Annotated in this window: 21 protein-coding genes; 11 read left to right on the plus strand and 10 right to left on the minus strand. The window is 55.3% G+C overall.

Features of this window, described 5'->3' with window-relative positions; translation table 11 throughout:
• Positions 1 to 222: 222 nt before the first annotated feature.
• The gene (locus AC2FJW_RS01555) at positions 223 to 531 is read left to right on the plus strand and encodes a DUF6477 family protein (protein WP_142634139.1); all 309 of its coding nucleotides are present in this window, start codon (positions 223 to 225) and stop codon (positions 529 to 531) included.
• Here the strand turns inward: AC2FJW_RS01555 and AC2FJW_RS01560 are convergent.
• Complete coding sequence (locus AC2FJW_RS01560; RefSeq protein ID WP_496749032.1) at positions 524 to 2,068, minus strand: trimethylamine methyltransferase family protein; 1,545 nt, start codon at positions 2,066 to 2,068, stop codon at positions 524 to 526. The two genes, AC2FJW_RS01555 and AC2FJW_RS01560, sit on opposite strands and share 8 nt — an antisense overlap.
• 276 nt (positions 2,069 to 2,344) lie before the next feature.
• Between AC2FJW_RS01560 and guaA the strand changes: the two genes are divergently transcribed.
• From guaA to AC2FJW_RS01600, 8 genes are all read left to right on the plus strand, one after another.
• Positions 2,345 to 3,904 (plus strand): glutamine-hydrolyzing GMP synthase, encoded by a 1,560-nt coding sequence (guaA, locus tag AC2FJW_RS01565; RefSeq protein ID WP_496695267.1) that lies wholly within the window; start codon positions 2,345 to 2,347, stop codon positions 3,902 to 3,904.
• 96 nt (positions 3,905 to 4,000) lie between these two features.
• Positions 4,001 to 4,900 carry a DMT family transporter gene (locus AC2FJW_RS01570; protein WP_496749033.1) on the plus strand — a complete coding sequence of 300 codons (900 nt, stop codon included), beginning with the start codon at positions 4,001 to 4,003 and terminating at the stop codon, positions 4,898 to 4,900.
• A 125-nt stretch (positions 4,901 to 5,025) separates the two neighbouring features.
• Complete coding sequence (locus tag AC2FJW_RS01575; RefSeq protein ID WP_142634147.1) at positions 5,026 to 6,150, plus strand: OmpP1/FadL family transporter; 1,125 nt, start codon at positions 5,026 to 5,028, stop codon at positions 6,148 to 6,150.
• A gap of 233 nt (positions 6,151 to 6,383) precedes the next feature.
• Positions 6,384 to 7,256: an ATPase gene (locus AC2FJW_RS01580; RefSeq protein ID WP_496749034.1), complete on the plus strand. Its 873-nt coding sequence runs from the start codon at positions 6,384 to 6,386 to the stop codon at positions 7,254 to 7,256.
• A gap of 39 nt (positions 7,257 to 7,295) precedes the next feature.
• On the plus strand, positions 7,296 to 8,213 hold the full coding sequence (gene metA, locus AC2FJW_RS01585; RefSeq protein WP_496749035.1) for a homoserine O-acetyltransferase MetA: 918 nt from the start codon (positions 7,296 to 7,298) through the stop codon (positions 8,211 to 8,213).
• Positions 8,197 to 9,156: an alpha/beta fold hydrolase gene (locus AC2FJW_RS01590; RefSeq protein ID WP_496749174.1), complete on the plus strand. Its 960-nt coding sequence runs from the start codon at positions 8,197 to 8,199 to the stop codon at positions 9,154 to 9,156. Before metA ends, AC2FJW_RS01590 begins: the two co-directional genes overlap by 17 nt.
• Positions 9,157 to 9,205: 49 nt before the next feature.
• A complete protein-coding gene (gene ppk2, locus AC2FJW_RS01595; protein ID WP_496749036.1) occupies positions 9,206 to 10,075 on the plus strand; it encodes a polyphosphate kinase 2 in 870 nt (289 codons plus the stop codon).
• 104 nt (positions 10,076 to 10,179) lie between these two features.
• Positions 10,180 to 10,794 carry a TetR/AcrR family transcriptional regulator gene (locus tag AC2FJW_RS01600; RefSeq protein ID WP_496749037.1) on the plus strand — a complete coding sequence of 205 codons (615 nt, stop codon included), beginning with the start codon at positions 10,180 to 10,182 and terminating at the stop codon, positions 10,792 to 10,794.
• 5 nt (positions 10,795 to 10,799) lie between these two features.
• Here AC2FJW_RS01600 and AC2FJW_RS01605 read toward each other — a convergent pair whose 3' ends face one another.
• The 3 genes from AC2FJW_RS01605 to AC2FJW_RS01615 all read right to left on the minus strand — a co-directional run bounded on the left by AC2FJW_RS01605 (position 10,800) and on the right by AC2FJW_RS01615 (position 13,193).
• Positions 10,800 to 11,858, minus strand: a complete 1,059-nt coding sequence (locus AC2FJW_RS01605; protein ID WP_496695256.1) for an adenylate/guanylate cyclase domain-containing protein — start codon at positions 11,856 to 11,858, stop codon at positions 10,800 to 10,802.
• On the minus strand, positions 11,855 to 12,247 hold the full coding sequence (locus AC2FJW_RS01610; protein WP_496677803.1) for a group I truncated hemoglobin: 393 nt from the start codon (positions 12,245 to 12,247) through the stop codon (positions 11,855 to 11,857). Before AC2FJW_RS01610 ends, AC2FJW_RS01605 begins: the two co-directional genes overlap by 4 nt.
• A gap of 103 nt (positions 12,248 to 12,350) precedes the next feature.
• Positions 12,351 to 13,193 carry a glycosyltransferase family 25 protein gene (locus tag AC2FJW_RS01615; protein ID WP_496749038.1) on the minus strand — a complete coding sequence of 281 codons (843 nt, stop codon included), beginning with the start codon at positions 13,191 to 13,193 and terminating at the stop codon, positions 12,351 to 12,353.
• Positions 13,194 to 13,325: 132 nt separating this feature from the next.
• Between AC2FJW_RS01615 and speB the strand changes: the two genes are divergently transcribed.
• On the plus strand, positions 13,326 to 14,300 hold the full coding sequence (gene speB, locus AC2FJW_RS01620) for an agmatinase (protein ID WP_496749039.1): 975 nt from the start codon (positions 13,326 to 13,328) through the stop codon (positions 14,298 to 14,300).
• Between the two features lie 21 nt (positions 14,301 to 14,321).
• On the opposite strand, the gene AC2FJW_RS01625 is transcribed toward speB, so the two are convergent.
• The 6 genes from AC2FJW_RS01625 to AC2FJW_RS01650 all read right to left on the minus strand — a co-directional run bounded on the left by AC2FJW_RS01625 (position 14,322) and on the right by AC2FJW_RS01650 (position 22,166).
• Positions 14,322 to 15,542: an aminopeptidase P family protein gene (locus AC2FJW_RS01625; RefSeq protein WP_496749040.1), complete on the minus strand. Its 1,221-nt coding sequence runs from the start codon at positions 15,540 to 15,542 to the stop codon at positions 14,322 to 14,324.
• Positions 15,543 to 15,703: 161 nt separating this feature from the next.
• On the minus strand, positions 15,704 to 16,915 hold the full coding sequence (locus AC2FJW_RS01630) for an ABC transporter permease (RefSeq protein WP_281972192.1): 1,212 nt from the start codon (positions 16,913 to 16,915) through the stop codon (positions 15,704 to 15,706).
• 5 nt (positions 16,916 to 16,920) lie between these two features.
• Positions 16,921 to 18,195: an ABC transporter permease gene (locus AC2FJW_RS01635; RefSeq protein WP_271946783.1), complete on the minus strand. Its 1,275-nt coding sequence runs from the start codon at positions 18,193 to 18,195 to the stop codon at positions 16,921 to 16,923.
• A 70-nt stretch (positions 18,196 to 18,265) separates the two neighbouring features.
• On the minus strand, positions 18,266 to 19,354 hold the full coding sequence (locus AC2FJW_RS01640) for an extracellular solute-binding protein (protein ID WP_142634172.1): 1,089 nt from the start codon (positions 19,352 to 19,354) through the stop codon (positions 18,266 to 18,268).
• Between the two features lie 100 nt (positions 19,355 to 19,454).
• Positions 19,455 to 20,546, minus strand: a complete 1,092-nt coding sequence (locus AC2FJW_RS01645; RefSeq protein ID WP_496749041.1) for an ABC transporter ATP-binding protein — start codon at positions 20,544 to 20,546, stop codon at positions 19,455 to 19,457.
• Positions 20,547 to 21,122: 576 nt separating this feature from the next.
• Entirely contained in the window at positions 21,123 to 22,166 is a 1,044-nt protein-coding gene (locus AC2FJW_RS01650; RefSeq protein ID WP_496749042.1) for a pyridoxal-phosphate dependent enzyme, read from the minus strand.
• An 86-nt stretch (positions 22,167 to 22,252) separates the two neighbouring features.
• Here AC2FJW_RS01650 and AC2FJW_RS01655 point away from each other — a divergent pair, with 86 nt between their 5' ends.
• Positions 22,253 to 22,453 (plus strand): aminopeptidase P family N-terminal domain-containing protein, encoded by a 201-nt coding sequence (locus AC2FJW_RS01655; RefSeq protein WP_496749043.1) that lies wholly within the window; start codon positions 22,253 to 22,255, stop codon positions 22,451 to 22,453.
• The last annotated feature ends 78 nt before the right edge of the window (positions 22,454 to 22,531 follow it).

The following is a 22,531-nucleotide window of genomic DNA, read 5'->3' on the forward strand; positions in this document are numbered from 1 at the left end:
CGAAACAATCTGTTCTCTATCGCCCCCGGTGACTTTGTTAACCAATTCTAACTAGAGTCGCTTTCGTTACTCGTTCGTTAACTGCCGGAGGTGATGACCAGATTTCATTCAAATTCATAAACACTCATGAAGCGAGAGTTCGGGGAGAACCCGATTAAGGCAACACCCGCTTAGGTTGTGTAACAAATTGGGCAACATTAATCCGACAAGTGGAGCCCAATGATGCAGGACCTGATGACCATGATTTCCGCCCTCCGCCGCCCCCGCCTATTGGCGCGGGCAGCCAAACACGGCGCACAGGACTATGATCGGGACCGCCACCTGCAACGCATACTTGGGTACGGATCGCTACCTGGGTCGGGTGCGGCGCTGATGCGTTTGATGGATATTGAACGAGAGGTTAACGCGCAGAGACTGGCAGAAGATGCAGGCTATTCGCTGGTCCGTCATTTGGACCTTCTGATCGCGCTATTGGGTGAGGCGCAGCTGTACAAGGCCAGCCGCGCCTCACAGTTTTCAGTTATCAGCTGAAAGCGTCCGGCATAGAGGCCTTTTTCTTTTCAACATATTCGGTCAAAGCGCTGTGAATTCCCGGGTCGAGTTCCGGTTGCTTGTAGTTGGCAATCAAATGCTCGACCCGAGACGAGGCCAACTGCCGCGTATCGCGCGCGCCCTCGTCTTCCCAGGTTTCGTAAGGTTTGTAGTCCAGCAGGTCGGACTTCCAGAACGCCTCTTTGAAGTTTGCCTGCGTATGGGCACATCCCAGATAGTGGCCACCCGGGCCGACCTCGCGGATTGCGTCCATGGCCTGAGCGTTCTCATCATAGGCCACACCCTTGGCCAGACCGTGCAGAACGCCAAGCTGATCTGCGTCCATGACGAACTTTTCAAAGTCCGCAACCAGGCCGCCTTCAAGCCAACCGCAGGAATGCAGCATGAAGTTCACACCCGCCATCAGCCCCATGTTCAGCGAGTTCGCGGTCTCATAAGCGGCCTGCGCATCGGGCAGTTTCGAGCCACAGAAAGACCCGGCTGAGCGGAACGGCAGACCCAGACGCCGCGCCAGCTGTCCCGCACCATAGGTGACCATTGACGCCTCGGGCGTGCCAAAGGTTGGCGCGCCTGAGTTCATGTCGATCGACGAAACGAACGCACCAAAGATAACAGGCGCTCCTGGGCGGATGATCTGACTGTACGCGACACCGGCCAAAACTTCGGCTAGAACCTGTGTCAATGTCCCCGCTATCGAAACCGGCGCCATCGCACCACCGACGATGAACGGCGAGATGATGCAGGCCTGATTATTCCTGGCGTAGACTTCCAGCGACCCCATCATCACATCGTCGAAGGTCATCGGCGAGTTGATGTTGGTCAGCGAAGTCATGACCGTGTTTTCCTGAACAAACTCTTTGCCGAACAGGACCTCGCACATTTCCACCGAATCCTGAGCGCGGCTGGGATCGGTGACCGAGCCCATGAATGGCTTGTCCGATAAGGTCATATGCGCCATCAGCATGTCCAGGTGACGCTTGTTCACCGGAACGTCTGTGGGTTCGCACACAGTACCGCCCGAGTGGTGCAGCCACTTTGACATGTAAGCCAGTTTCACGAACTTGTTGAAATCTTCCATGGTCGCATAGCGACGGCCACCCTGCGCATCACGCACGAACGGAGGGCCATAGACCGGCGCCAGAACCAGATTGCGACCGCCGATGACCACGGACTTTTCAGGGTTTCTTGCGTGCTGCGTGAACTCGCTTGGCGCAGTTTTGATCAACTCGCGCGCAAGGCCGCGTGGGATGCGCACCCGTTCGCCATCCACATCGGCGCCCGCGTCTTTCCAACGTTCCAGCGCCGCAGGGTTGTCGACAAAATTGACGCCGACTTCGGCCAGAAGCGTTTCCGCATTTGTTTCGATGATCTGCAACGCTTCTTCGTTGAGAACCTCGAAATTCGGAATATTGCGTTCGATGTACTTTGCGGTCTCGATACGAACCGCTGTACGTTCGGCCCGGCGGGCAGCGCCACCGCCACCTCTCGCCCTGCGCCGGGTGTTTGCCTCTGTCATGAGAAAATCCCGTATCAGTTGTTGAATTTACATGTGTGTTACAGGAACCCGCCGCAATGGCAGTCGTGGATAACGGCGCTATAGGGGAAAAAGCGACAAAATGTCGGGGACAACCGCCACAAATAACCCAGCACATGTTTTTAAAGTCGCGCGGGTCTTCGTCATTCGTTTCGAGACCGACCACCAGACTAGCGTGCCCTAACCGCGACTAACTGGCGTGTCTATACCACTTGAAATCCCTTGCGCTTATCATCTTCGCAACCTAGTAGCAGACCCATGACCCAAGACACCCATGACCGCCTTCTGATCATCGACTTCGGCAGCCAGGTAACGCAACTGATTGCGCGCCGCCTGCGTGAGCTGAATGTTTATTGTGAAATCCATCCTTATCAGAATGTTACCACGGACTTTGTTCGGAAAATGGCCCCAAAGGCCGTTATTTTCTCGGGCGGCCCCGATAGCGTGACACGAGAAGGGTCTCCGCGGGTCCCGCAGGAAATCTTTGACATTGGCGTTCCCATCCTTGGTATCTGCTATGGCCAGCAAGTGATGATGCATCAGTTGGGCGGCAAGGTCGAAAGCGGCCATGGCACCGCAGAGTTCGGCCGCGCCTTTGTGACCCCCAAAGGCCAACTGGATATTCTTGATGGCTGGTTCACCGACGGCGATGAACAGGTCTGGATGAGTCACGGCGACCATGTCAGTGAAATCGCGCCGGGGTTTCAGGTTTATGGCACCTCGCCCAACGCACCGTTTGCGATCACCGCAGACACGTCCCGCCATTTTTATGCAGTTCAGTTCCATCCCGAGGTGCACCACACACCAAAGGGCGCCAAGCTTTATGAGAATTTTGTAAAGCTCGCCGGGTTCAGCGGCGATTGGACCATGGGTGCCTATCGTGAGCAGATGATCGCGACGATCCGCGAACAAGTGGGCGATAAACAAGTGATCTGCGGTCTGTCCGGAGGTGTCGATAGTTCGGTCGCGGCGATCCTGATCCACGAGGCGATTGGCGACCAGCTGACCTGTGTGTTCGTTGATCACGGCCTGTTGCGCAAGAACGAGGCTGACGAAGTCGTCGGCATGTTCCGCGACAACTATAATATTCGGCTGATCCACGCGGATGAAAGCGATCTGTTCCTAGGTGAGCTTGAGGGGCAAAGCGACCCGGAAACCAAGCGCAAGATAATTGGCAAGCTATTCATCGACGTGTTCCAGAAACATGCCGACACGATCGACGGGGCCGAATTCCTGGCCCAAGGTACCCTCTACCCTGATGTGATTGAATCCGTTTCGTTCTCGGGCGGGCCTTCGGTCACGATCAAAAGCCACCACAATGTTGGTGGTCTGCCAGAGAAAATGGGCCTGAAACTGGTTGAACCGCTGCGCGAACTGTTCAAGGACGAAGTGCGCGCATTGGGACGCGAGCTGGGCCTGCCCCAAAGCTTTATCGGCCGCCACCCCTTCCCCGGCCCTGGTCTGGCAATCCGTTGCCCCGGTGAAATCACCCGCGAAAAACTAGATATCCTGCGCGAAGCCGATGCGATCTATATCGACCAGATTCGCAGACACGGGCTTTATGATGATATCTGGCAGGCCTTCGTGGCGATCCTACCGGTTCGAACCGTCGGCGTCATGGGCGATGGCCGCACGTACGACTATGCCTGCGCCCTGCGGGCAGTTACCTCAGTCGACGGAATGACCGCCGACTATTACCCGTTCAGTCATGAATTCCTGGGCGAAACCGCCACCCGGATCATCAATGAGGTCAAAGGCATCAACCGATGCACCTATGACATCACGTCGAAGCCTCCGGGCACAATCGAGTGGGAATGAAAACAAGCCGGGCCAGTGCCCGGCTTTTTTGTTTCTGCGACACAAATATTTGGTTACCAATCAACATTGTAGAACTCCTAATGCGCGAGCAACTCAATGGAAAGCAGCAAACCCCAAATCGGCAAAGCCGCGCTGTGGATGATCGGGGCGATCGCATCCTTTACGTCTATGGCCGTGGCCGGACGTGAGCTGAGCGTCACCCATGACACCTTTGAAATCATGTTTTATCGCAGCCTGGTCGGCATGTGCGTGGTCAGCCTTGTCCTGACGGTTACGGGAAAGTGGCATCAGGTATCGACCGAACGGATTGGCCTTCACGGGGTAAGAAATACCCTGCATTTCACCGGTCAGAATCTCTGGTTCTACGCTGTTTCCGTGGCACCACTGGCACAGGTCTTTGCACTTGAGTTTACGCAACCGATCTGGGTGATCCTGCTGTCCCCGATGCTGCTGGCCGAGCGGTTGACAGTCGTGCGGGTCCTTTCAGCACTTATCGGTTTTGCTGGTATCCTTATAGTCGCACGACCGGGGGCTGTTCCGTTAAGCGCAGGAATTGTCGCCGCCGCGATGTCGGCGGTGTTCTTCGCTTTGACTACAATTTCCACCAAAAAACTCACGCGTTCTGCAAGCATCGGGTGCATCATGTTCTGGCTGACCGTTATACAGGCCGGTCTTGGGTTGGGAGCCTCTGCGATCGACGGAGAACTTGCGTTACCAACGATGGCAACCGCGCCTTGGCTTTTGCTTGTAGGGCTTGCGGGCCTATTAGCGCATTTCTGCATTACGAATGCACTCTCAATCGCACCGGCTACGGTTGTGATCCCATTCGATTTTGCGCGCCTTCCTACAATCGCGATTGTCGGTATGCTTTTCTATCATGAGGCTCTCGATCAGTGGACGCTCGTGGGGGCTGCTGTCATTTTTGTGGGTATCTTCCTCAACGTTCAGTCGGAAAACCGTAACAGTTTAGCAACAGATTCTCGCAACACTCACTAAGGGTAACGTTCAGTCACCCGTTGACCAGCTATTGTTGAGAGAGTGAAATCCACCTGTAAGAATAACTCGGTTGTGCGCAGACACCACAAATTCGCGCAACTTAGCGATATAATTGGGAGGAATGGATGAAGAAGACGCTTCTACAGGCGTGTGCTTTGTGCGTGGGCGCAACAAGCATTCAAGCCGGTGGTCTGGACCGTAGTGGACAGGGAATCAATATCATTTTCGAAGAGGGATCCGTGGTCCAACTTCGTCTTGGATATGCGTCACCCGACGTAAGCGGTGAACAAAATGGCGTAGAATCAGGTGATGTGTCGAATGCTTTCTTCTCACCGGGCCTGGCTTACAAACGTTCATTTACTGACAAACTGGACTTTGCGCTGATCTATGATGAACCATTCGGTGCGGATATTGGGTATTCCGCCGACTATCCCCTGTCGCAGAATCCAACTGCAGCGTTTGGAGGACGCAGCGGGATTCTGAGGGCCAGCGCTGATGTCGACTCCCTCACCGCATTGTTGCGCTACAAGCTTGACGGTGGCTTCAGCGCCATTGGCGGTATTCGCGCGCAACGTGCTAGCGCAAAAGTCGTTGTACCGGCAGCAGCCGGATACGAATTTGATGCGGATGCCGATACTGACTTTGGTTATCTCGTCGGGGTTGCCTGGGAAAAACCTGAAATCGCAGCTCGGGTTTCGCTGGTCTACAACTCCAAGATCACTCACGATCTGTCGTCGACCGAGTCGTTCAACGTAGTGCCGCCCGTCCCCGCCGGGTTGCAAACAATCGATGACACGACCAGGGTCGAGACACCGCAATCCATCAACCTGGATTTCCAGACCGGGGTTGCCCCAAAAACGCTGGTGTTCGGATCGATCCGCTGGGTTGACTGGCCTCAGACAGTAGTGGCACCTGCCGCCTATGTCGGGATCGTTGGGGACAACCTCGTCGACTTTGACGACGACACATTCACCTATACTCTTGGAATGGGATATCAGTTCTCAGAGGCTTTTTCTGGCGCGATATCCACATCTTACGAAAAGTCGAATGGTACCGAAGTATCAAACTTGGGGCCGACTGACGGTTTCTGGAGCATTGGCGTAGGCGGTACTTACACCGTGGAAAATGCTCAGATCTCGGGCGGTGTCCGTTATACGGACATTGGCGATGCGACAACCACCACGGGTGGTGAATTCAGCGGCAACTCTGCCTGGAGCGTCGGCCTTCAGTTGACCTACTCTCTGAACTGATCAGCGGCAAAACTGTTCACAAGGCTCCGCCCTCCGGCGGAGCCTTTTTTGCATAGATCCGCATGATCACGAATTGAGATGATGCGGTCCTGCGTGGCAAGGAACAGATATCTACTCCCATTCTGGCATAACGAAACCTGTGCCCAAGACTGTTGGTTCTAAACAACCGCTGCACGCGCGATTGACGCCGCCCCCCGCCCGTTTTAGCAAGGTCGGAAAAGGGATAGTGGACAATGATCTACAACTCGGCAAAAGACTGGCGGGAAGCCGCGCGCAAAAAGGTGCTGTTTTTTGGCATGTCAGGCCTGGGAAAGACCTATGTGTCCAACGTTCTGCGCGATTCCGGGGACTGGTTCCACTATTCGGTCGATTACCGGATCGGCACGCGATACATGGGCGAGTATATCATCGACAACGCCAAAGCCGAGGCCATGAAGGTCCCTTTCCTGCGTGACCTGCTGTTGTCTGATTCCATTTACATCGGATCAAATATCTCGTTCGAGAACTTGACCCCTGTCGCCGCCTATCTGGGAAAACCGGGCAACCCGGCACAGGGCGGCATGGAGCTGACAGAGTATAAACGCCGTCAGGAACAATTCCGTTTGGCAGAAATTCACGCTCTGCTGGATACCGAGTATTTCGTGGATCGGGCGCAGAGATTGTACCAATACCCGCATTTCATTTGCGATACTGGCGGTTCGATATGCGAATGGGTTGACCCCAATGATCCGCGGGATCAGGTCCTGACTGAGCTGTCGCGCCAAACGCTGATGATTTGGATCAAAGGTGATGACGACCACACGTCCGAGCTGGTCAGGCGCTTTGACCGTGCGCCCAAGCCCATGTCTTATCAGCCCGAATTCCTGACACGTGTCTGGGACGAATATCTGACCCAACAGGGCTGTTCCGCCGAACAGGTCGATCCCAACGCATTCATTCGTTGGACCTATGCCAAAGCTCTTGCGCACCGGCAACCGAGATACAGGGCGATGGCCGACAACTGGGGTCTGACGATCGCTGCCAGCGACATGCACAGTATTCGCGACGACGGTGATTTCGATGAGTTGATCGAACGTGCACTTGAGACCCGGCCAAAGCGCGATTAACTACGGCACTTACACACTCAAACCAAAGGCTTGCATCCGATGCCGATCAAGATTCCCTCTGACCTGCCCGCATATGACGTTCTCACCAATGAGGGCGTCATGGTCATGTCCGAGGATCAGGCAATGCGTCAGGATATTCGCCCCCTACGGATTGGGTTGCTGAATCTCATGCCCAAGAAGATTCAGACCGAAAACCAGTTCGCGCGACTCATCGGTGCAACCCCTCTGCAGATCGACCTGTCGCTGATCCGTATGACCGAACATCGGACCAAGAACACCGCAGCCGAGCATATGGCCGAGTTCTACCGCCCGTTTCAGGAGGTAAGGGACCAAAAATTTGACGGCCTGATCATCACCGGCGCCCCGATCGAACATCTTGAATTCGAGGATGTCACCTATTGGGAAGAGATCAGCGAAGTATTTGACTGGACCCAGACAAATGTCCATTCGACCTTTGGCGTGTGCTGGGGCGGAATGGCGATGATCAACCATTTCCATGGGGTGCGTAAGCATATTTTGGACGCCAAGGCTTTCGGATGTTTCCGGCACCGCAATCTGGCTCCCTCCTCACCGTTTCTGCGCGGGTTTTCCGATGATTGCGTCATCCCGGTCAGCCGGTGGACCGAAATGAAGCAGGCCGAAATCGACAACGCTACGGGCCTGACCACCTTGCTGGGTAGTGATGAGGCAGGCCCCTGCTTAGTCGAAGATAAGGACCATCGCGCGATCTATATCTTCAACCACTTTGAATATGACAGTGATACGCTCAAGCAGGAATATGATCGCGATATCGACAACGGCACACCGATAAACGTGCCGATGAACTACTATCCAGACGACGACCCCTCGCGCCGGCCTCAGAACAGATGGCGCAGCCATGCGCACCTGCTCTATGGCAACTGGATTAACGAAATCTATCAGACAACACCGTTCGATATGGATCAAATTGGTTCTTAAAACCATCATAGCTCTTGCCCTGCTGATTGCTGGCCTGGCCACCGTAACAACTTGGCGCGTGTCACGGAACGAAGCTGTAGCCGAGGCCAGTTTCCCACCCGAGGGTCAGCTGATCGACGTCGATGGAGTCAGCGTTCATGCCGTAGTCATGGGGCACGGGCCCGATGTCGTGCTGATCCACGGGTCCAGTGGCAACACTCGGGACATGACTTTTGCCCTCGCACCAATTCTGGCAGAAGATTTCCGTGTCATTGTTTTTGACCGGCCCGGATTGGGGTATTCCGACAGCTTCAATCCGGACGGCGAAACCCTTGAAGAACAATCCGAAATCCTACGCCGTGCAGCTGTCAAGCTGGGCGCGGACAAACCCATTGTTGCAGGGCAAAGCTATGGCGGGTCGGTGTCGCTGGCCTGGGCGGTTACACAGCCCGAACACATCTCGGCGCTGGTGTTGATTGCCCCCGCCGCGATCCCTTGGGAAACGCCGCTGGATGGTTTCAACCGAATGGCCGCGACCAAGCCCGGAAACGCGCTTGTGCTGCCGTTGATCAACGCCTTTGTCCCCGATTGGTATGTCGAGCAGGCCCTAGACGGTGTCTTTTCCCCCCAAACTGCACCCGAAGGCTATGCCGAACATTTCGGCCCCGGGCTGACCATGCGCCCGGCTTCGATGCATGCCAACGCAATGCAACGCGCCAATCTGTTGGACGAAGTTCGTGCGCTGCAGCCGCGCTATAAGGATATTTCGGTCCCGACCGAGGTTGTGCATGGCACCGCCGACACAACGGTCGGGTTGGAATGGCATGCGGAACCCCTGATCGACCAAATCCCCGGCGCTGAACTGATCGAATTGCCGGGAATTGGCCATATGCCACAGATCGTTGCCGCACCCGAAGTAGCGGCCGCAATCATCCGGGCTGCTCAGCGTGCGGGTTTGCGTTAATTCCGAGGCTAATCCATAGTAAGATATGGATTTTATCGCGAGGTGACTCATGACACGAACTGGCAAAGGCACCATCGAGGAATATTACAAAAAACGTGCACCAGAAGAAGTCCGGAACGAGATCAAAGAGGCCGATAAGGATGACATTCTGAACCCTACATACCCCTATGACGAACGCATGAAGCGTAAGGCGTATGAGAAACAAATGCAGTCCCTGCAAATCGAGCTTGTGAAAATGCAGCTTTGGGTGAAGGAAACCGGCCAGCGTGTCGCTGTTATCTTCGAAGGCCGTGATGCCGCTGGAAAAGGCGGGACGATCAAGCGGTTCCGTGAGAACCTGAACCCGCGTGGGGCCCGGAACGTTGCGCTCAGCAAGCCATCGGATCAAGAGCGCAGCCAATGGTATTTTCAGCGCTATATCCCACATCTGCCCGCAGCCGGAGAAATCGTGTTCTTTGACCGCAGCTGGTATAACCGCGGCGTGGTGGAAAATGTGTTTGGGTTCTGCAACACAGAACAGCGTGAACGCTTCTTCCGCCAGGTTCTGCCGTTAGAGACCGGCCTGTGTGACGATGGTATCCGCTTGTTCAAGTTCTGGTTGAACGTCGGGCGGGCCGAGCAGTTGAACCGGTTTCTTGCGCGCGAAACGGACCCATTGAAACACTGGAAGCTAAGCCCAATCGATATCGCTGGTTTGGACAAATGGGATGAATACTCTGCTTCGATTTCAGAGACCCTTACACGCAGTCACAGCGAAGCCTGCCCCTGGACCATAGTTCGTTCCGACGACAAGAAACGGGCAAGGCTGGCAGCAATCCAAACCGTGCTTCATGCGCTGGACTATGATGAAAAGGACAAAAATGCGATTGGCGATATCGACACCAAGATATGTGGCGGGCCAGATATCTGGGATGCCTGATCTTTCTTGCCGGCCAAAATCATCACAAAGATTGGACGAATACGTGCTACCGGTTTATGTCTTAGTTCCTCAAGAATTGAACAAAAAAGGCGTCTGAATCAGGGATGACAAAACGCGGGTATCACCACGGCAACCTGAAACAGGCTCTGATCGACGCAGCTCTGACCCTGATCGAGGAAAAGGGTCCGACCGGGTTCACCCTGTCAGAGGCTGCAAAAGCTGCAGGCGTCACGCCTGCAGCTGTTTATCGCCACTATCACGGGCGCGAGGACCTGATCGCCGAGGCGGCGCGTCAAGGGTTCGAGATGTTCGCCGATCTAATTCAATTCGCTTATGACAAAGGCCAGCCTTCAGCGCTGGCTGCATTCGAAGCAACCGGGCGCGCCTATCTGGCCTTTGCTCGCAAGAATCCTGGTCACTATATCGCGATGTTCGAAAGTGGGATTTCCGTCAACCGCACCCCAGAACTTGCCCTGGCTGCAAACCGGGCCAGAGATGTTCTGGAAAAAGCTGCAGCCGATCTGTCGCAACATATTCCGCCGGAAAAACGTCCGCCGGCTTCAATGTTCAGCGCACACATCTGGGCGCTGAGTCACGGTGTAGTCGAATTGTTTGCCCGTAACACCGGCGCCACCGCACCCTTCCCGCCCGAAGATCTTTTGGAAACGGGGATTGGTATTTATCTGCGGGGATTAGGGCTGGTGCCTCCGGACGAATAAGGCCGTCAGAACACCGGTTTCCGTTGCGGAATGCTGAGACCGGATGTGACATTAATCAGATCCATCTCACCCATACCCTTGATGTCCACACGCCCGATATCAGAGACTTGAAACTCGTCAATCAGGGCGTATTTCATTTCTTCAGGCGCAACAATATTCATTGGGTTTGCAAAGACTTGTAGCCGGGAAGCGATGTTCACGGCGGGTCCGAAAACATCATAGACATATTTCTGAATACCAACCACTGATCCCACCGCCGGCCCCATACCCAGCCCCACACGTGCCTGCCACTTGTGCGGATGGCTTTCATTTCTCCGCTCAAGATAGCGAAGGAACCTGACCGCACAATGGGCAGCAGCAGTCGCATGATCTGGCGTAGCATCCGGCATGCCTGACACCGCAAGATAAGCATCGCCAATGGTCTTGATCCGCTCACATCCGAACTGTTCAACGATCCGGTCAAAGGCCGTAAAGATGTCATTCAACTCGCTTAGGGTAACCGTCGGGTCCGTCTTGGCGGCAAAATCCGTGAACCCCACAAAGTCCAGCATCACAACTGACACCTGATCGTAAAGCTGCGGCGTGACCACACCGAATGTCTTGAATTCTTCATAAACAGCGCGCGGCATCAGGTTCAGCAACAGCCTTTCAACCCGCTCCTTCTCACGTTCCAACTCGCGCGTGTTGCGTTCGACCATAGTCGAGTAGCTGTCAATCATGCTTTCAAGTTCGCGGATTTTGGTGATGTTCTGAAACTCGATGACCAGAACCTGTTCCGAAAGACCGTTTGCCAGAGAAACTGCCGTTGCGAAAACCAATGTCCTGCGTTTCGGCTTGATCTGCAATTCGACCGAGTATCTGAGCCCCGATTGCTTTACGTCTTCAAGTTCACGCGCATCAAGGTCAGGAAAAATATCCAACAATGTCTGTCCATCAGCCGGAGGGCCAAACCATTCCTGAAAAGGGCCGTTGCAGAATACGAATGTAAGATCCGAAGCCCGAACCACTGCGACACCAACACCGATCGCGCGCAGCAGTTGTTCATTGATCGCAAGAATGCTCATGCCGCATCGCGCGTAACAATAATTGCACGTTTGGATTCGATCGCTCCCAAGGCAATCTTTACGTGCCGATCTTCCATTCCATGTAAGGCCAGCGCTTCACCAAACAGATCTGCCATTTCGTCGAAATCTGCGTGCGAGATGTTCAGATTTCTGTGAACCGCTTCAATTCGATCATCACTAAAAGATGTCGGGCCACCGATCAGAGACGATACGAACTTGGTCTGGTGATCAATCAGCCTTGGCATGTCGATATCTTCGAAATGGTCACCGATCTGATCAGACTCCAGTGCCATTTCGTAAAAGGTCATAACGATCCGGCTGATCGTTTTGAAACCGCCATAATGCTCATAGATTGTCTGACCCACACCAACCCCAAACCGGAAAAACACCAACAACACTGGAAGATTATATCAATTTGACAGTTTTGTTAACGCTTATCGAGAATTACTATTTTTGCTTGGTTGGAAAGCCGTGATCAGCCCATGATCTAAACTAAACCCTCAGGTCTTCGGCACAGGGGATAAATCCGACATACCCCCCGCTTTCAAGCAATCGGGCTTCGCCTCTCTGGCGCCAATACAACTTGCGTTTCGCGGCCTGCAATTCGCGACGAATGCGAAACCACAGGGGTCCCTTATCCAGACCGCTATTGGTCTTTCTGTTTTGTGAACGTTCACTGACTTTCACGGAATCTTCAGCCTGAGCTTGCTGTTTCGACCAGATCATTTGAACACCGACAGCTGGAAAACACTGATACATTTGCCAATCCGGGCGGGGGATAGATACGAAATCATCCAGGTGATCCGAGTATTTCTCGGACCACTTCAGCAATTTACGGCAGGCCGCCTGCGACAGGATATATGCGGCCGCGCTGGGTGCCATTTCCAGCATCGGGCGAACCGGTACGCCGGATATCTGCTGTTCCGGGCCAAACCTCAGCGACCGGGGGGAATAGTCCAGCTTTAGGAAGTCGAACCCTGACCCTGCTTCGAGCAATCTGGCAATCACACCGCCAGCTTGGGTCGACATTTCGACATCGTCTTCAAAGATCGCAACAGCCTTCAGGTCTTGCTGAACGGCACGCTTCCAAACGGCGCGATGGCTTTCGAAACAAGCGACTTCACTTTGTTTCAGACCCCAGCGGCTGCCAGAACCGGCAACATAGCCGTGACCATCCAGTGCGCCTTCTTGTTGCGCGTCGGTCGCACTGAAACGCGCGGCCCCGATCAGCCCGGTATGGGCGAACTGTGCCTCCATAAAGTTGCGCCGCTCGGGTACCCGATCCAGATTGATATAGTAGACACCCGTTCCCGGTGGCAGTTCATGATGGCCCACGGCTGTTCCTTTATAATGCCTGCACCAGATACACTTCGCACAATCGGATAATCAAGCCCACAGCCCCCACCTATCGCAGCTTTGAATTCCTGTCTAAGCTGCCGTTGAACAGCAAGAAACGGGAAACTCGCCATGTCATCACATGGGTATAGCGGTGGGCGGCTTAATCTGCCTTTCGTCGGCATTTCGACCTTCGGCAAAGCGCCGTATGTCGAGGATTGGGACAATATCGACGCGGATGTCGCAGTCATGGGGGCGCCTTTCGACTTTGGCACCCAATGGAGGTCCGGCGCGCGCTTTGGGCCCCGTGCTGTACGCGAGGCCTCAACCCTGTTCAGCTTTGGCCATGCCGGAGCTTATGACCATGAGGATGACGCCACTTATCTGGATGGATCAGTGCGGATGGTCGATATTGGGGATGCCGATATTATCCACACCAAGACAGATGAGAGCCACGCCAATATTCAATACGGCGTCGAACGCATTCTGTCTGCAGGCGCCCTGCCCGTCACCATCGGCGGCGATCATTCGGTGAATATCCCCTGCATCAACGCCTTTGCCACAGATTGCGCGCAGAACGGTCCGATCCATGTGGTCCAGATCGACGCGCATCTGGATTTCGTTGACGAGCGTCATGGCGTCACTGCTGGCCACGGCAATCCGATGCGGCGGGCGATTGAAAAGCCTTATGTCGCCGGCATGACCCAGTTGGGGATCCGAAACGTGTCATCAACCGCCAAGGAAGGGTATGAGGATGCCCGCGCTCGCGGCTCGGACATCTTGTCCGTACGACAGGTGCGCAAGTTGGGCACCGAGGGTGTATTGGAGCGCATCCCCGAGGGCGCGCGGTATTACGTTACGATTGATATCGACGCGTTTTGCCCCTCAATCGCACCTGGCACGGGTACGCCCAGCCATGGCGGTTTTTTGTATTACGATGTGCTGGAAATTCTTCAGGGGCTGGCGAAACGGGGTGACGTGGTCGGGATCGACCTTGTTGAAGTCGCCCCAAGTTACGACCCAACCGAAAGCACGCAGATTCTGGCGGCGCAGGTGCTGCTGAACTTCATCGGGTTTATCTTTCACGAACGGGGCAAGAAGGGCTGAACGCCCTTCCCGCCCATGTGATCAGGCGCTGATCGTGTTGTGTTCAGGCCCATAGGGGAAGCCGGTGATGTTTTCAGCTCCGGCCTCTTCGACCACTAGAATGTCATGCTCACGATAGCCACCGGCACCGGGCTGTCCTTCGGGAATCCACAGCATCGGCTCGATGGACACGACCATGCCCGGCTCCAGCACCGTGTCGATATCCTCGCGCAGTTCAAGACCCGCCTCACGACCGTAATAGTGGCTGAGGATGCCGAATGAGTGCCCATAGCCGAATGAGCGGTACTGCAGCAGGCCCTCATCAGCAAAGAACCGATTGATCTCAGCCGTGATCCCCGAGCAGGTCGCGCCCGGTTTGATCAGGCTCAGCCCCAACTCATGCGCGGCGACGTTTGCCTTCCAGATGCGCAGGCTATCGGCGTCGGGTTCGCCCAGAAACAAGGTGCGTTCCAGCGCAGTGTAATAGCCCGAGATCATCGGGAATGTGTTCAGCGACAGGATATCGCCCTTTTGCAGCGCCCGCTTGGTGACCGGGTTATGTGCGCCATCAGTGTTCAGGCCGGATTGAAACCAGACCCAGGTGTCACGGTACTCGGCCTCTGGATAGGCACGAGCAATCTCGGCCTCCATCGCGTCACGGCCTGCCATGGCGATATCGATCTCGGTCGCGCCTTCGCGGATCGCCGCGTGAATGGCTGCGCCGCCCACATCTGCAGTGTGTGCGCCGCCTTTGATCAGCTCGATCTCTTCAGCTGACTTGACCATACGTGCGGCCATCGTGTCAGGTGCAATATCCACCAATTCCGGCCCGCCCAGCATATCCAGTGCGGTGTCGCGCATTGCCAGTGTCATGTGATCGCCTTCGATCCCGACCCGACCGGCTGATTCAATCAGATCAGCCACCGCGCGCCAGTAATTGTTCCGCTTCCAGTCGGTATAGATCACATTGTCTTCAACCGAGCGACGCCAAGGCTGGCCGGCGTCGATATTGGCCGACACAGTGGTGCATTTGTCCTGAGTGACAACGCAACCGTAAGGACGCCCGAACGAGCAATACAAGAAGCCCGAGTAATAGGCGATGTTTTGCATGGAAGTCAGCAGAACTGCTGGAATATCGCGGGCGGCCATCGTGGCGCGCAAGCTGGCCAGACGGCGTGCATATTCCGCCTTACTAAAGGGCAAAGGCGCCTTGTCACCGTTGTGGCAGGTAAAGAATTCGGGGCGATTGTTTAGATCATTCATCTTGGTCTCTCCTCGATGCCGGACAGGCAAAGCCCGGCCACAAGTCCCGGCGTTCAGGACAAGCGGCCTCGGGAACCGAGAGCCATGCACCCGCCTAGATGTCACGACGCCATCGTGACCGGGGTGCATGGTGAAATCGCTAAATCACCTTGTGAGTCGCGTCAAGCGGGACTGAGCCCCCGCAGGCGTTCAGACCGCCGCCGCAGCAGTTCTACCGTGGTCAACAGCGCAATCGAGATCACCACAAGGATGGTCGCTACTGCCAGAATGGTCGGGCTGATCTGTTCGCGCAGGCCGGTGAACATCTGCCATGGCAGTGTCTTCTGGCTGGCAGAGCCAACGAACAACACCACAACCACCTCATCGAACGAGGTGATAAAGGCGAAGAGGCCGCCCGAGATCACGCCCGGCAGGATCAAGGGCATCTGGATCTTGAAGAACGTCCGCACCGGGCCCGCGCCCATATTCGCCGCCGCCCGCGTCAGAGAGCGATCAAAGCCCACCAGCGTCGCAGTCACGGTGATGATGACGAAGGGGATGCCCAGAACGGCGTGGGCAAGGACAACTTTCACATAGCCCACGAAGTTCTTGTTCATGCCCAGCGTGCCTTCCATGAAGCGACCGATATCGCTGTAGAAGAAGAACATGCCGGTGGCCGAGATGATCAACGGCACGATCATCGGCGAGATCAGGACGCCCATGATGACGCGGCGGCCGGGTACGTGGCTCTGGCTGAGGCCGATGGCCGCCAACGTGCCCAGCGAGACCGAGATGATCGTCGCAATCGGCGCGATGATCAGCGAGTTCTTGAAGCTGCGCTGCCATTCATTGTTGGTGAAGAAATCGCGGTAATGCTTTAGCGAATACCCTTCGGGGTCCAGACTCAGCATCTCAGGGGTGAAGGTAAAGAAGTCCTGCGCGTTGAACGACAGCGGCAGAACCACAAGGATCGGGGTGATCAGGAACACGAAGATCGCACCGCAGATAACCCGGAACAGATAGTGATAGAATACCTGTTTTGGCGTCAGATAGCTGAGCAGTTTACGGCGATACCGGCCTTCATAGAGCCAATAGATAAAGAAGATAAAAAACCAACCGCCCAACAGGCCCAGAATGCCACCCATCGGACCTGACAACAGGAAACCGATGATGCCGAAACCCAGGATATTGATCCAGCGCGCCAGTTTTTCGTTCTTCAGAACGTTGATGTAGACCCAGGCCAGCGCGGCGATCAGAGCTGCGCCACCCAGAATGCCCAAAAGGATCGAGCCGTTGCCCGCGCCGACAAAGACACCGGCGAAGGCACCCGCCAAGGCGACACTGGGCAGAACCATGGAGAGCGGTTTGCGGGATATCGGTGTAAGTGCAGCCATGTCGATTATCCCAACTTCACGTTATCAATGCCCACGATCTTGTCGTAGACCCAGTAGAGCAGCATGACGACACCCAGCAGGATCGTACCCAAGGCCGCAGCCAGTCCCCAGTTCAGCGAGGACGAGATGTGATAGGCGATCCGGTTCGAGATGAAGACACCCTTTGTGCCGCCAACGATTTCAGGCGTGATGTAGTATCCGATCGACAGAATGAATACGAGGATCGAGCCCGCTCCGATACCCGGAATGGATTGTGGGAAGTAGATGCGCCAGAACGTCGTCCAGTTGGTCGCGCCCATTGATTTCGCCGCGCGCGTGTAAGTCACCGGGATCGTCTGCATCACTGAATACATCGGCAGGATCATGAACGGCAGCAGGATATGCGTCATCGCAATGATCGTGCCGATCTGGTTATTGATGATCACCAGTCGTGCATCATCGGCCACAAGTCCAAGCCAGACCAATGTTTCATTAATCACGCCCTGCTGTTGCAACATCACTTTCCACGCCGAGGTCCGCACCAGAAGTGAGGTCCAGAAAGGCAAGAGGACAAGGATCATCAGCAGGTTCGACACCCGCATCGGTAGGGTCGCCAGCAGGTAGCTAACCGGATAGGCCAGCAGGATACAGGACACTGTAATCACCAGCGACATGAACAATGTGCGGCCAAACAGCTTGATCAGAATCTGCTTGTCTTCAGGCTGCGACTGCGCGCCTTCGGGCGTGCGGCGCATATCGACCGCGTTCAGGAAATAACCATTGGTAACCGTTGGCGAATGGGTCTTGATCACGGCCCACGTCTTAGGATCACCCCAGCCCTCGTGAATCTCGATGATCTGTTCCTTAAAGGGTCCATCGGTTTCAGGGTCAAGCTTGCCCATTTTCCGGCCAGAGCGGCGGAACAAAGAAGACATGCCAGTCTCCTCGTAGTTCAGACGCGAGCCAAGGCGGGTGTGGGTTTTGCTATCAACGGCAACGACCATGTCGCGAACGAATGCGTCGTATACTGCTTCGTCCGGAAGCTCACCGCTTTGGGCGTCCCAGCTTTGCAGGGCTTCCACCGTAAGCGGGAGGGTCTCTGAAACCATGCTGTTTTCAACCGAGCGGAACAGCATTGAAGCAATCGGCACGATAAAGGAAAACATGACAAATAGCAGAAGCGGAGCGACGAGCATCAATGCTCGTAACTTCTGCCGCCGCAGTGAACGTGCCAGCGATTGCTTAAGCGGCGTTCCGTCCGCTGCCAGCATCGGCCCCGCATTTTGGCTTGCGTCAGTCATCTGTGCCCCTTGACTCTGCTTGGGTCTGGGGGCGGCGCACCGCCCCCGACTGTTTCATGAAATCAAACGATTATTTCGCAAGCCAAGCCTGGAATTTCGCTTCGATGTCATCGCGGTAATCCGCCCAGAACTCGTAGTTATACAGGAACGTGTTCTTGGCGTTTTCCGGATCGGTCGGCATGTGCGGCGCCATGTCGATGCCAAGCTCGGCATGCTGACCAACCAGCGGAGCCGACGAGGCACGGGCCGGACCGTACGAGATGTACTTGGCCTGATCCGCCAGACGCTGCGTGTCCGTTGCGAACATGATGTAGTCCAGCGCACGCTGCTGACGCTCTTCGCTCAGACCGGCGGGGATGATCCAGCCATCCAGGTCAAAGATCTGCGCGTCCCACAGCATGGCAACGGGCTGCTTCTGCTCTTCGATCACGCTGAACAGACGGCCGTTATAGGTCGAGCCCATGATGATCTCGCCATCGGCCAGAAGCTGCGGCGTGTCGGCACCCGCGGACCACCAGACGACGTTGTCCTTGATGGTTCCCAGTTTCGCCAACGCCTGATCCTGACCTTCAGGGGTCGCCAGAACGTCATAAACGTCATCTTTGGCGACGCCATCACAGATCAGCGCCCATTCCATGTTGTTGATGGCGCGCTTTTCCAGTGAACGCTTGCCCGGATAGGCCTCCAGATCAAATACGGCACAGACATCTGTCGGAGGTGTGTCACCAACCAGGTCCGTACGATAGCCAAATGTGGTCGAATACACGATCTGCGGAATAAAGCATTCGCTGACCAGCAGGTCACCGAAATCATCGGCAGCCGAAGTGCCGTCGGGCGCCGGGGCCAGCATGGTGTCGGGGTCGATCTCCATCGCCAGACCTTCGTCACACAGACGAATTGCGTCCGCAGCAACAACATCCACTACGTCCCAGGTGATGTTGCCCGCTTCGTTCATCGCGCGCAGCTTGGCAACCGCTTCGGCCGAGCTGTCATCGTTAAGGATAGTGATGCCGCTCTTTTCAGAATAGGGCTCGTGATACGCCTTCAGCTGTGACTTGGAATAGGCGCCGCCCCACGAGACAATCGTCATCTCCTCGGCCATGGCGCCTCCGGCCACGGCAACAATGGCGCTTGCCATCAAAGTGGTCTTAACTTTCATTGTTAACTCCCTGTTATACCCGTAAATTTCTGAACAGACCGGATCACGGGGCAACCCGGCCGCCATTTACCCCCAGCGATCCACCAGGGGACGTTCTGCATCAGGCGTCAAGTGCCCGGCAATCATGGGCCAACCAACCGATTTCAACTTCCTGGCCGGGCGACAACCGAATCGCGTCAGGGGCGTTTCGGGTCTTGATGATAAAGTCTTCATTACCCGCCACGGACAGGCGGAACCGGAAGACATCACCCATATAGATGAATTCTTTGACAGTCGCCTTGAGCGTATGCGCATCAGCATGCAGGCGATCTTTGTTGAATTCGACCCGCTCGGGACGGATTGAAACCTTGGTCCGTTCACCGGCTGCAGTGACATTGACCGGTTTGGCGTCGATTTCTGACCCATCATCCAGAGCAACCACGCAGGAGTCGCCGCTGATTGATTTAACAACGCCTTCCAACGTGTTGTTTTCGCCAATGAATTGGGCAACAAAGCTGTTTTCGGGCTCTTCATACAGCAGATCCGGCGGCGCAAGCTGCTGGATGCGTCCGTCGTCGAACACGGCCACGCGATCCGACATCGTCAGCGCCTCTGTCTGGTCGTGGGTCACGTAAACTGTCGTAATCCCCAGCTCATGCGCCAGACGGGTAATCTCGAACTGCATATGTTCACGCAGTTGCTTGTCCAGCGCGCCCAGTGGCTCGTCCATCAAGACCAGCTCGGGCTCGAACACCAAGGCACGGGCCAAGGCGATCCGCTGTTGCTGACCGCCGGACAGTTGCGCCGGACGGCGGCTGCCAAAGGCGCCCATCTGGACCATATCCAGCGCACGCTTCACTTTTTCTTCCCGATCGCTTTTGCCGATGTTGCGCACTTCAAGCGGGAACGAAAGGTTTTCAGCCACAGTCATATGCGGGAACAATGCATAGTTTTGAAACACCATGCCAATCCCGCGCTTATGTGGTGGAATGTTGTTGATCGGGCGTCCGTCCAACATGATTTCGCCATGAGTAGCGGTTTCAAATCCGGCCAACATCATTAGGCAAGTTGTCTTGCCAGACCCAGAGGGGCCCAGCATTGTCAGAAACTCACCCTTTGGCATTGAGAGGTTAAGATCTTTTACGACGAGTATCTCGCCGTCATAAGATTTTTGAACACGCTGAAATTCGACGAACGCTGCGTCATTTGACATTACCAACTTGGCTCCCCTGTGCGGTCTTTGCTTGCCCGGTTCATCCGGATCTCAAAGACCAGTCCACCCTATTTAAGGACATGGGGGACCAACCACGCAACCATAAATGTGACAGCTAGGCGACAAAGAATCCTGAAATTCACTTCTGCTCAACTGATATTTCGATATCTCGCCCGCAACGCAAGGCCTTGAATAGCGTAATTAACTTGCTTCATTCGCCTCTATTCAACTTCCTCACCCACAACATTAATATAATATTTTTAATAGGTTATAATTACAACCTAAACCACCACATCTCGCAACCCAGACCTCGGCATCGATACTGAGGTGCTGAGAGATTCGCATGTCGAAATTCCTCGACCGATTGGAAAACGCCAAAATTATCTGGCGCAATCCAATCTAAAAACCGCGCTTTGGGGGGCAATAAATCTCATTTTGATAGGGCGGAGGTTCGGATTTGCGCACCTCCCGTTTTCAGGCGCAATCGGATTCTGCCTTTGGGGGCAGTTGCACCCTCTTAACTTGCGGCTTCCTGCGCTTATTCCGGGGCAGGATTCAGATGTTTCTTGACCTTCTTCAATCCGGCACTTCGGATAAAATGCACAGAACTTGGGCATCGCTCCCAATGTTCAGGGCCTCGCAGACATCTGCATTCATCGCTGCTGCGACGCCCGCCCCGCCCGAAGCAGTTGTCGCCAACCCAGCCTCTGCCATGGCCGGTAAATACCGCACCACGTCGTCATCCGAGAGCGTCAGAAAACAGTCTGCATCCCGCGCCAGACCATTCAGCGCGATCAGCGAGGGTTCTTTACAGTCCAGCCGCCCCATGATGCTGTCAGGCCCATCCGCAAAGACGCAGGTACCTGCTTCGATACTGGCTTGCAACGCAGGGGCCGCTTCGGGTTCCACGACAATGATCTTGGGTCCATCCCCCCAGGCATGGCGCGCATAAGCTGCAACCGCCCCTGCCAGCCCACCTACCCCGGCCTGCAAAATGATATGCGTGGGCGCATTTGGGCATTGGCGCACCGCTTCTGCAGCCATCTGCAGATACCCCTCCATCAGGGTGTGCGGCAGCTCGTAATACCCGTCCCACGAACTGTCAGATAGCAATGTCCAACCGTTAGCCTGCGCCGCTTTGCCAGCAGCCTCCATACTGGCGGCATAATCCGTGCCTTGACGAACGACCCTGGCTTTTTGCGCACGAAGGCGTTCCGCGAAACTTTCAGGTACGGTTTCGGCGATATAGACCACTGCATCAGCCCCAAATATCCGTGCACCTGCTGCTACACTCATCCCGTGGTTACCCGCGCTAGCGGTGACATAGGTTATCCCGCGTAAAGTAAACTCATCCGGTGTCTGCGCCAGATCAGCAGCGTGACGGGCGATGACATAGGCAGCCCCCAAAGCCTTGAATGACCCGAGGTTCATGCGCCCACGCTCATCTTTGACCCATAGATCGGCGACATTGGCCAAATCCTTGGCTTCAACCAGATTGGTTTCTGCTGCTGCAGGGCATACTGTTAACAAATCAGCTACGCGAGCCGCGTTTATCGAAGGAAATGGAGCATCAGGAATCAATTTTTCCTTGCCGCGGTGTGGGTTTGAACTGAGTTTCAACAGTATTTCCTTCCTGAGTTGTCCATTGACGTGATCGGATTCGTAAAGTTCTGTCAACACGTCTCTAATCACGACACGAGGATCCGATGAGCTATGTGAATCCGGCATTCACACGGGGGGAATTTAACCGCCAGCTGTCCAAAACACGAAAAGCCATGGCCAAGGCCGGGCTGGACGCGCTGTTCTTCGAAGCCCCTTCGAACATGACGTGGCTAACCGGATACGAGGGGTGGTCGTTCTACGTCCATCAGGGCGTTTTGGTCTTTCATGACGCAGACCCGATCTAGTGGGGACGCAATCAGGATACTAATGGGGAACGACATACAGTGTGGATGCCTGATTGTCAGATACGTCCACATTGAAAG

It is taken from the genome of Ruegeria sp. CDSA020 (assembly GCF_059612345.1).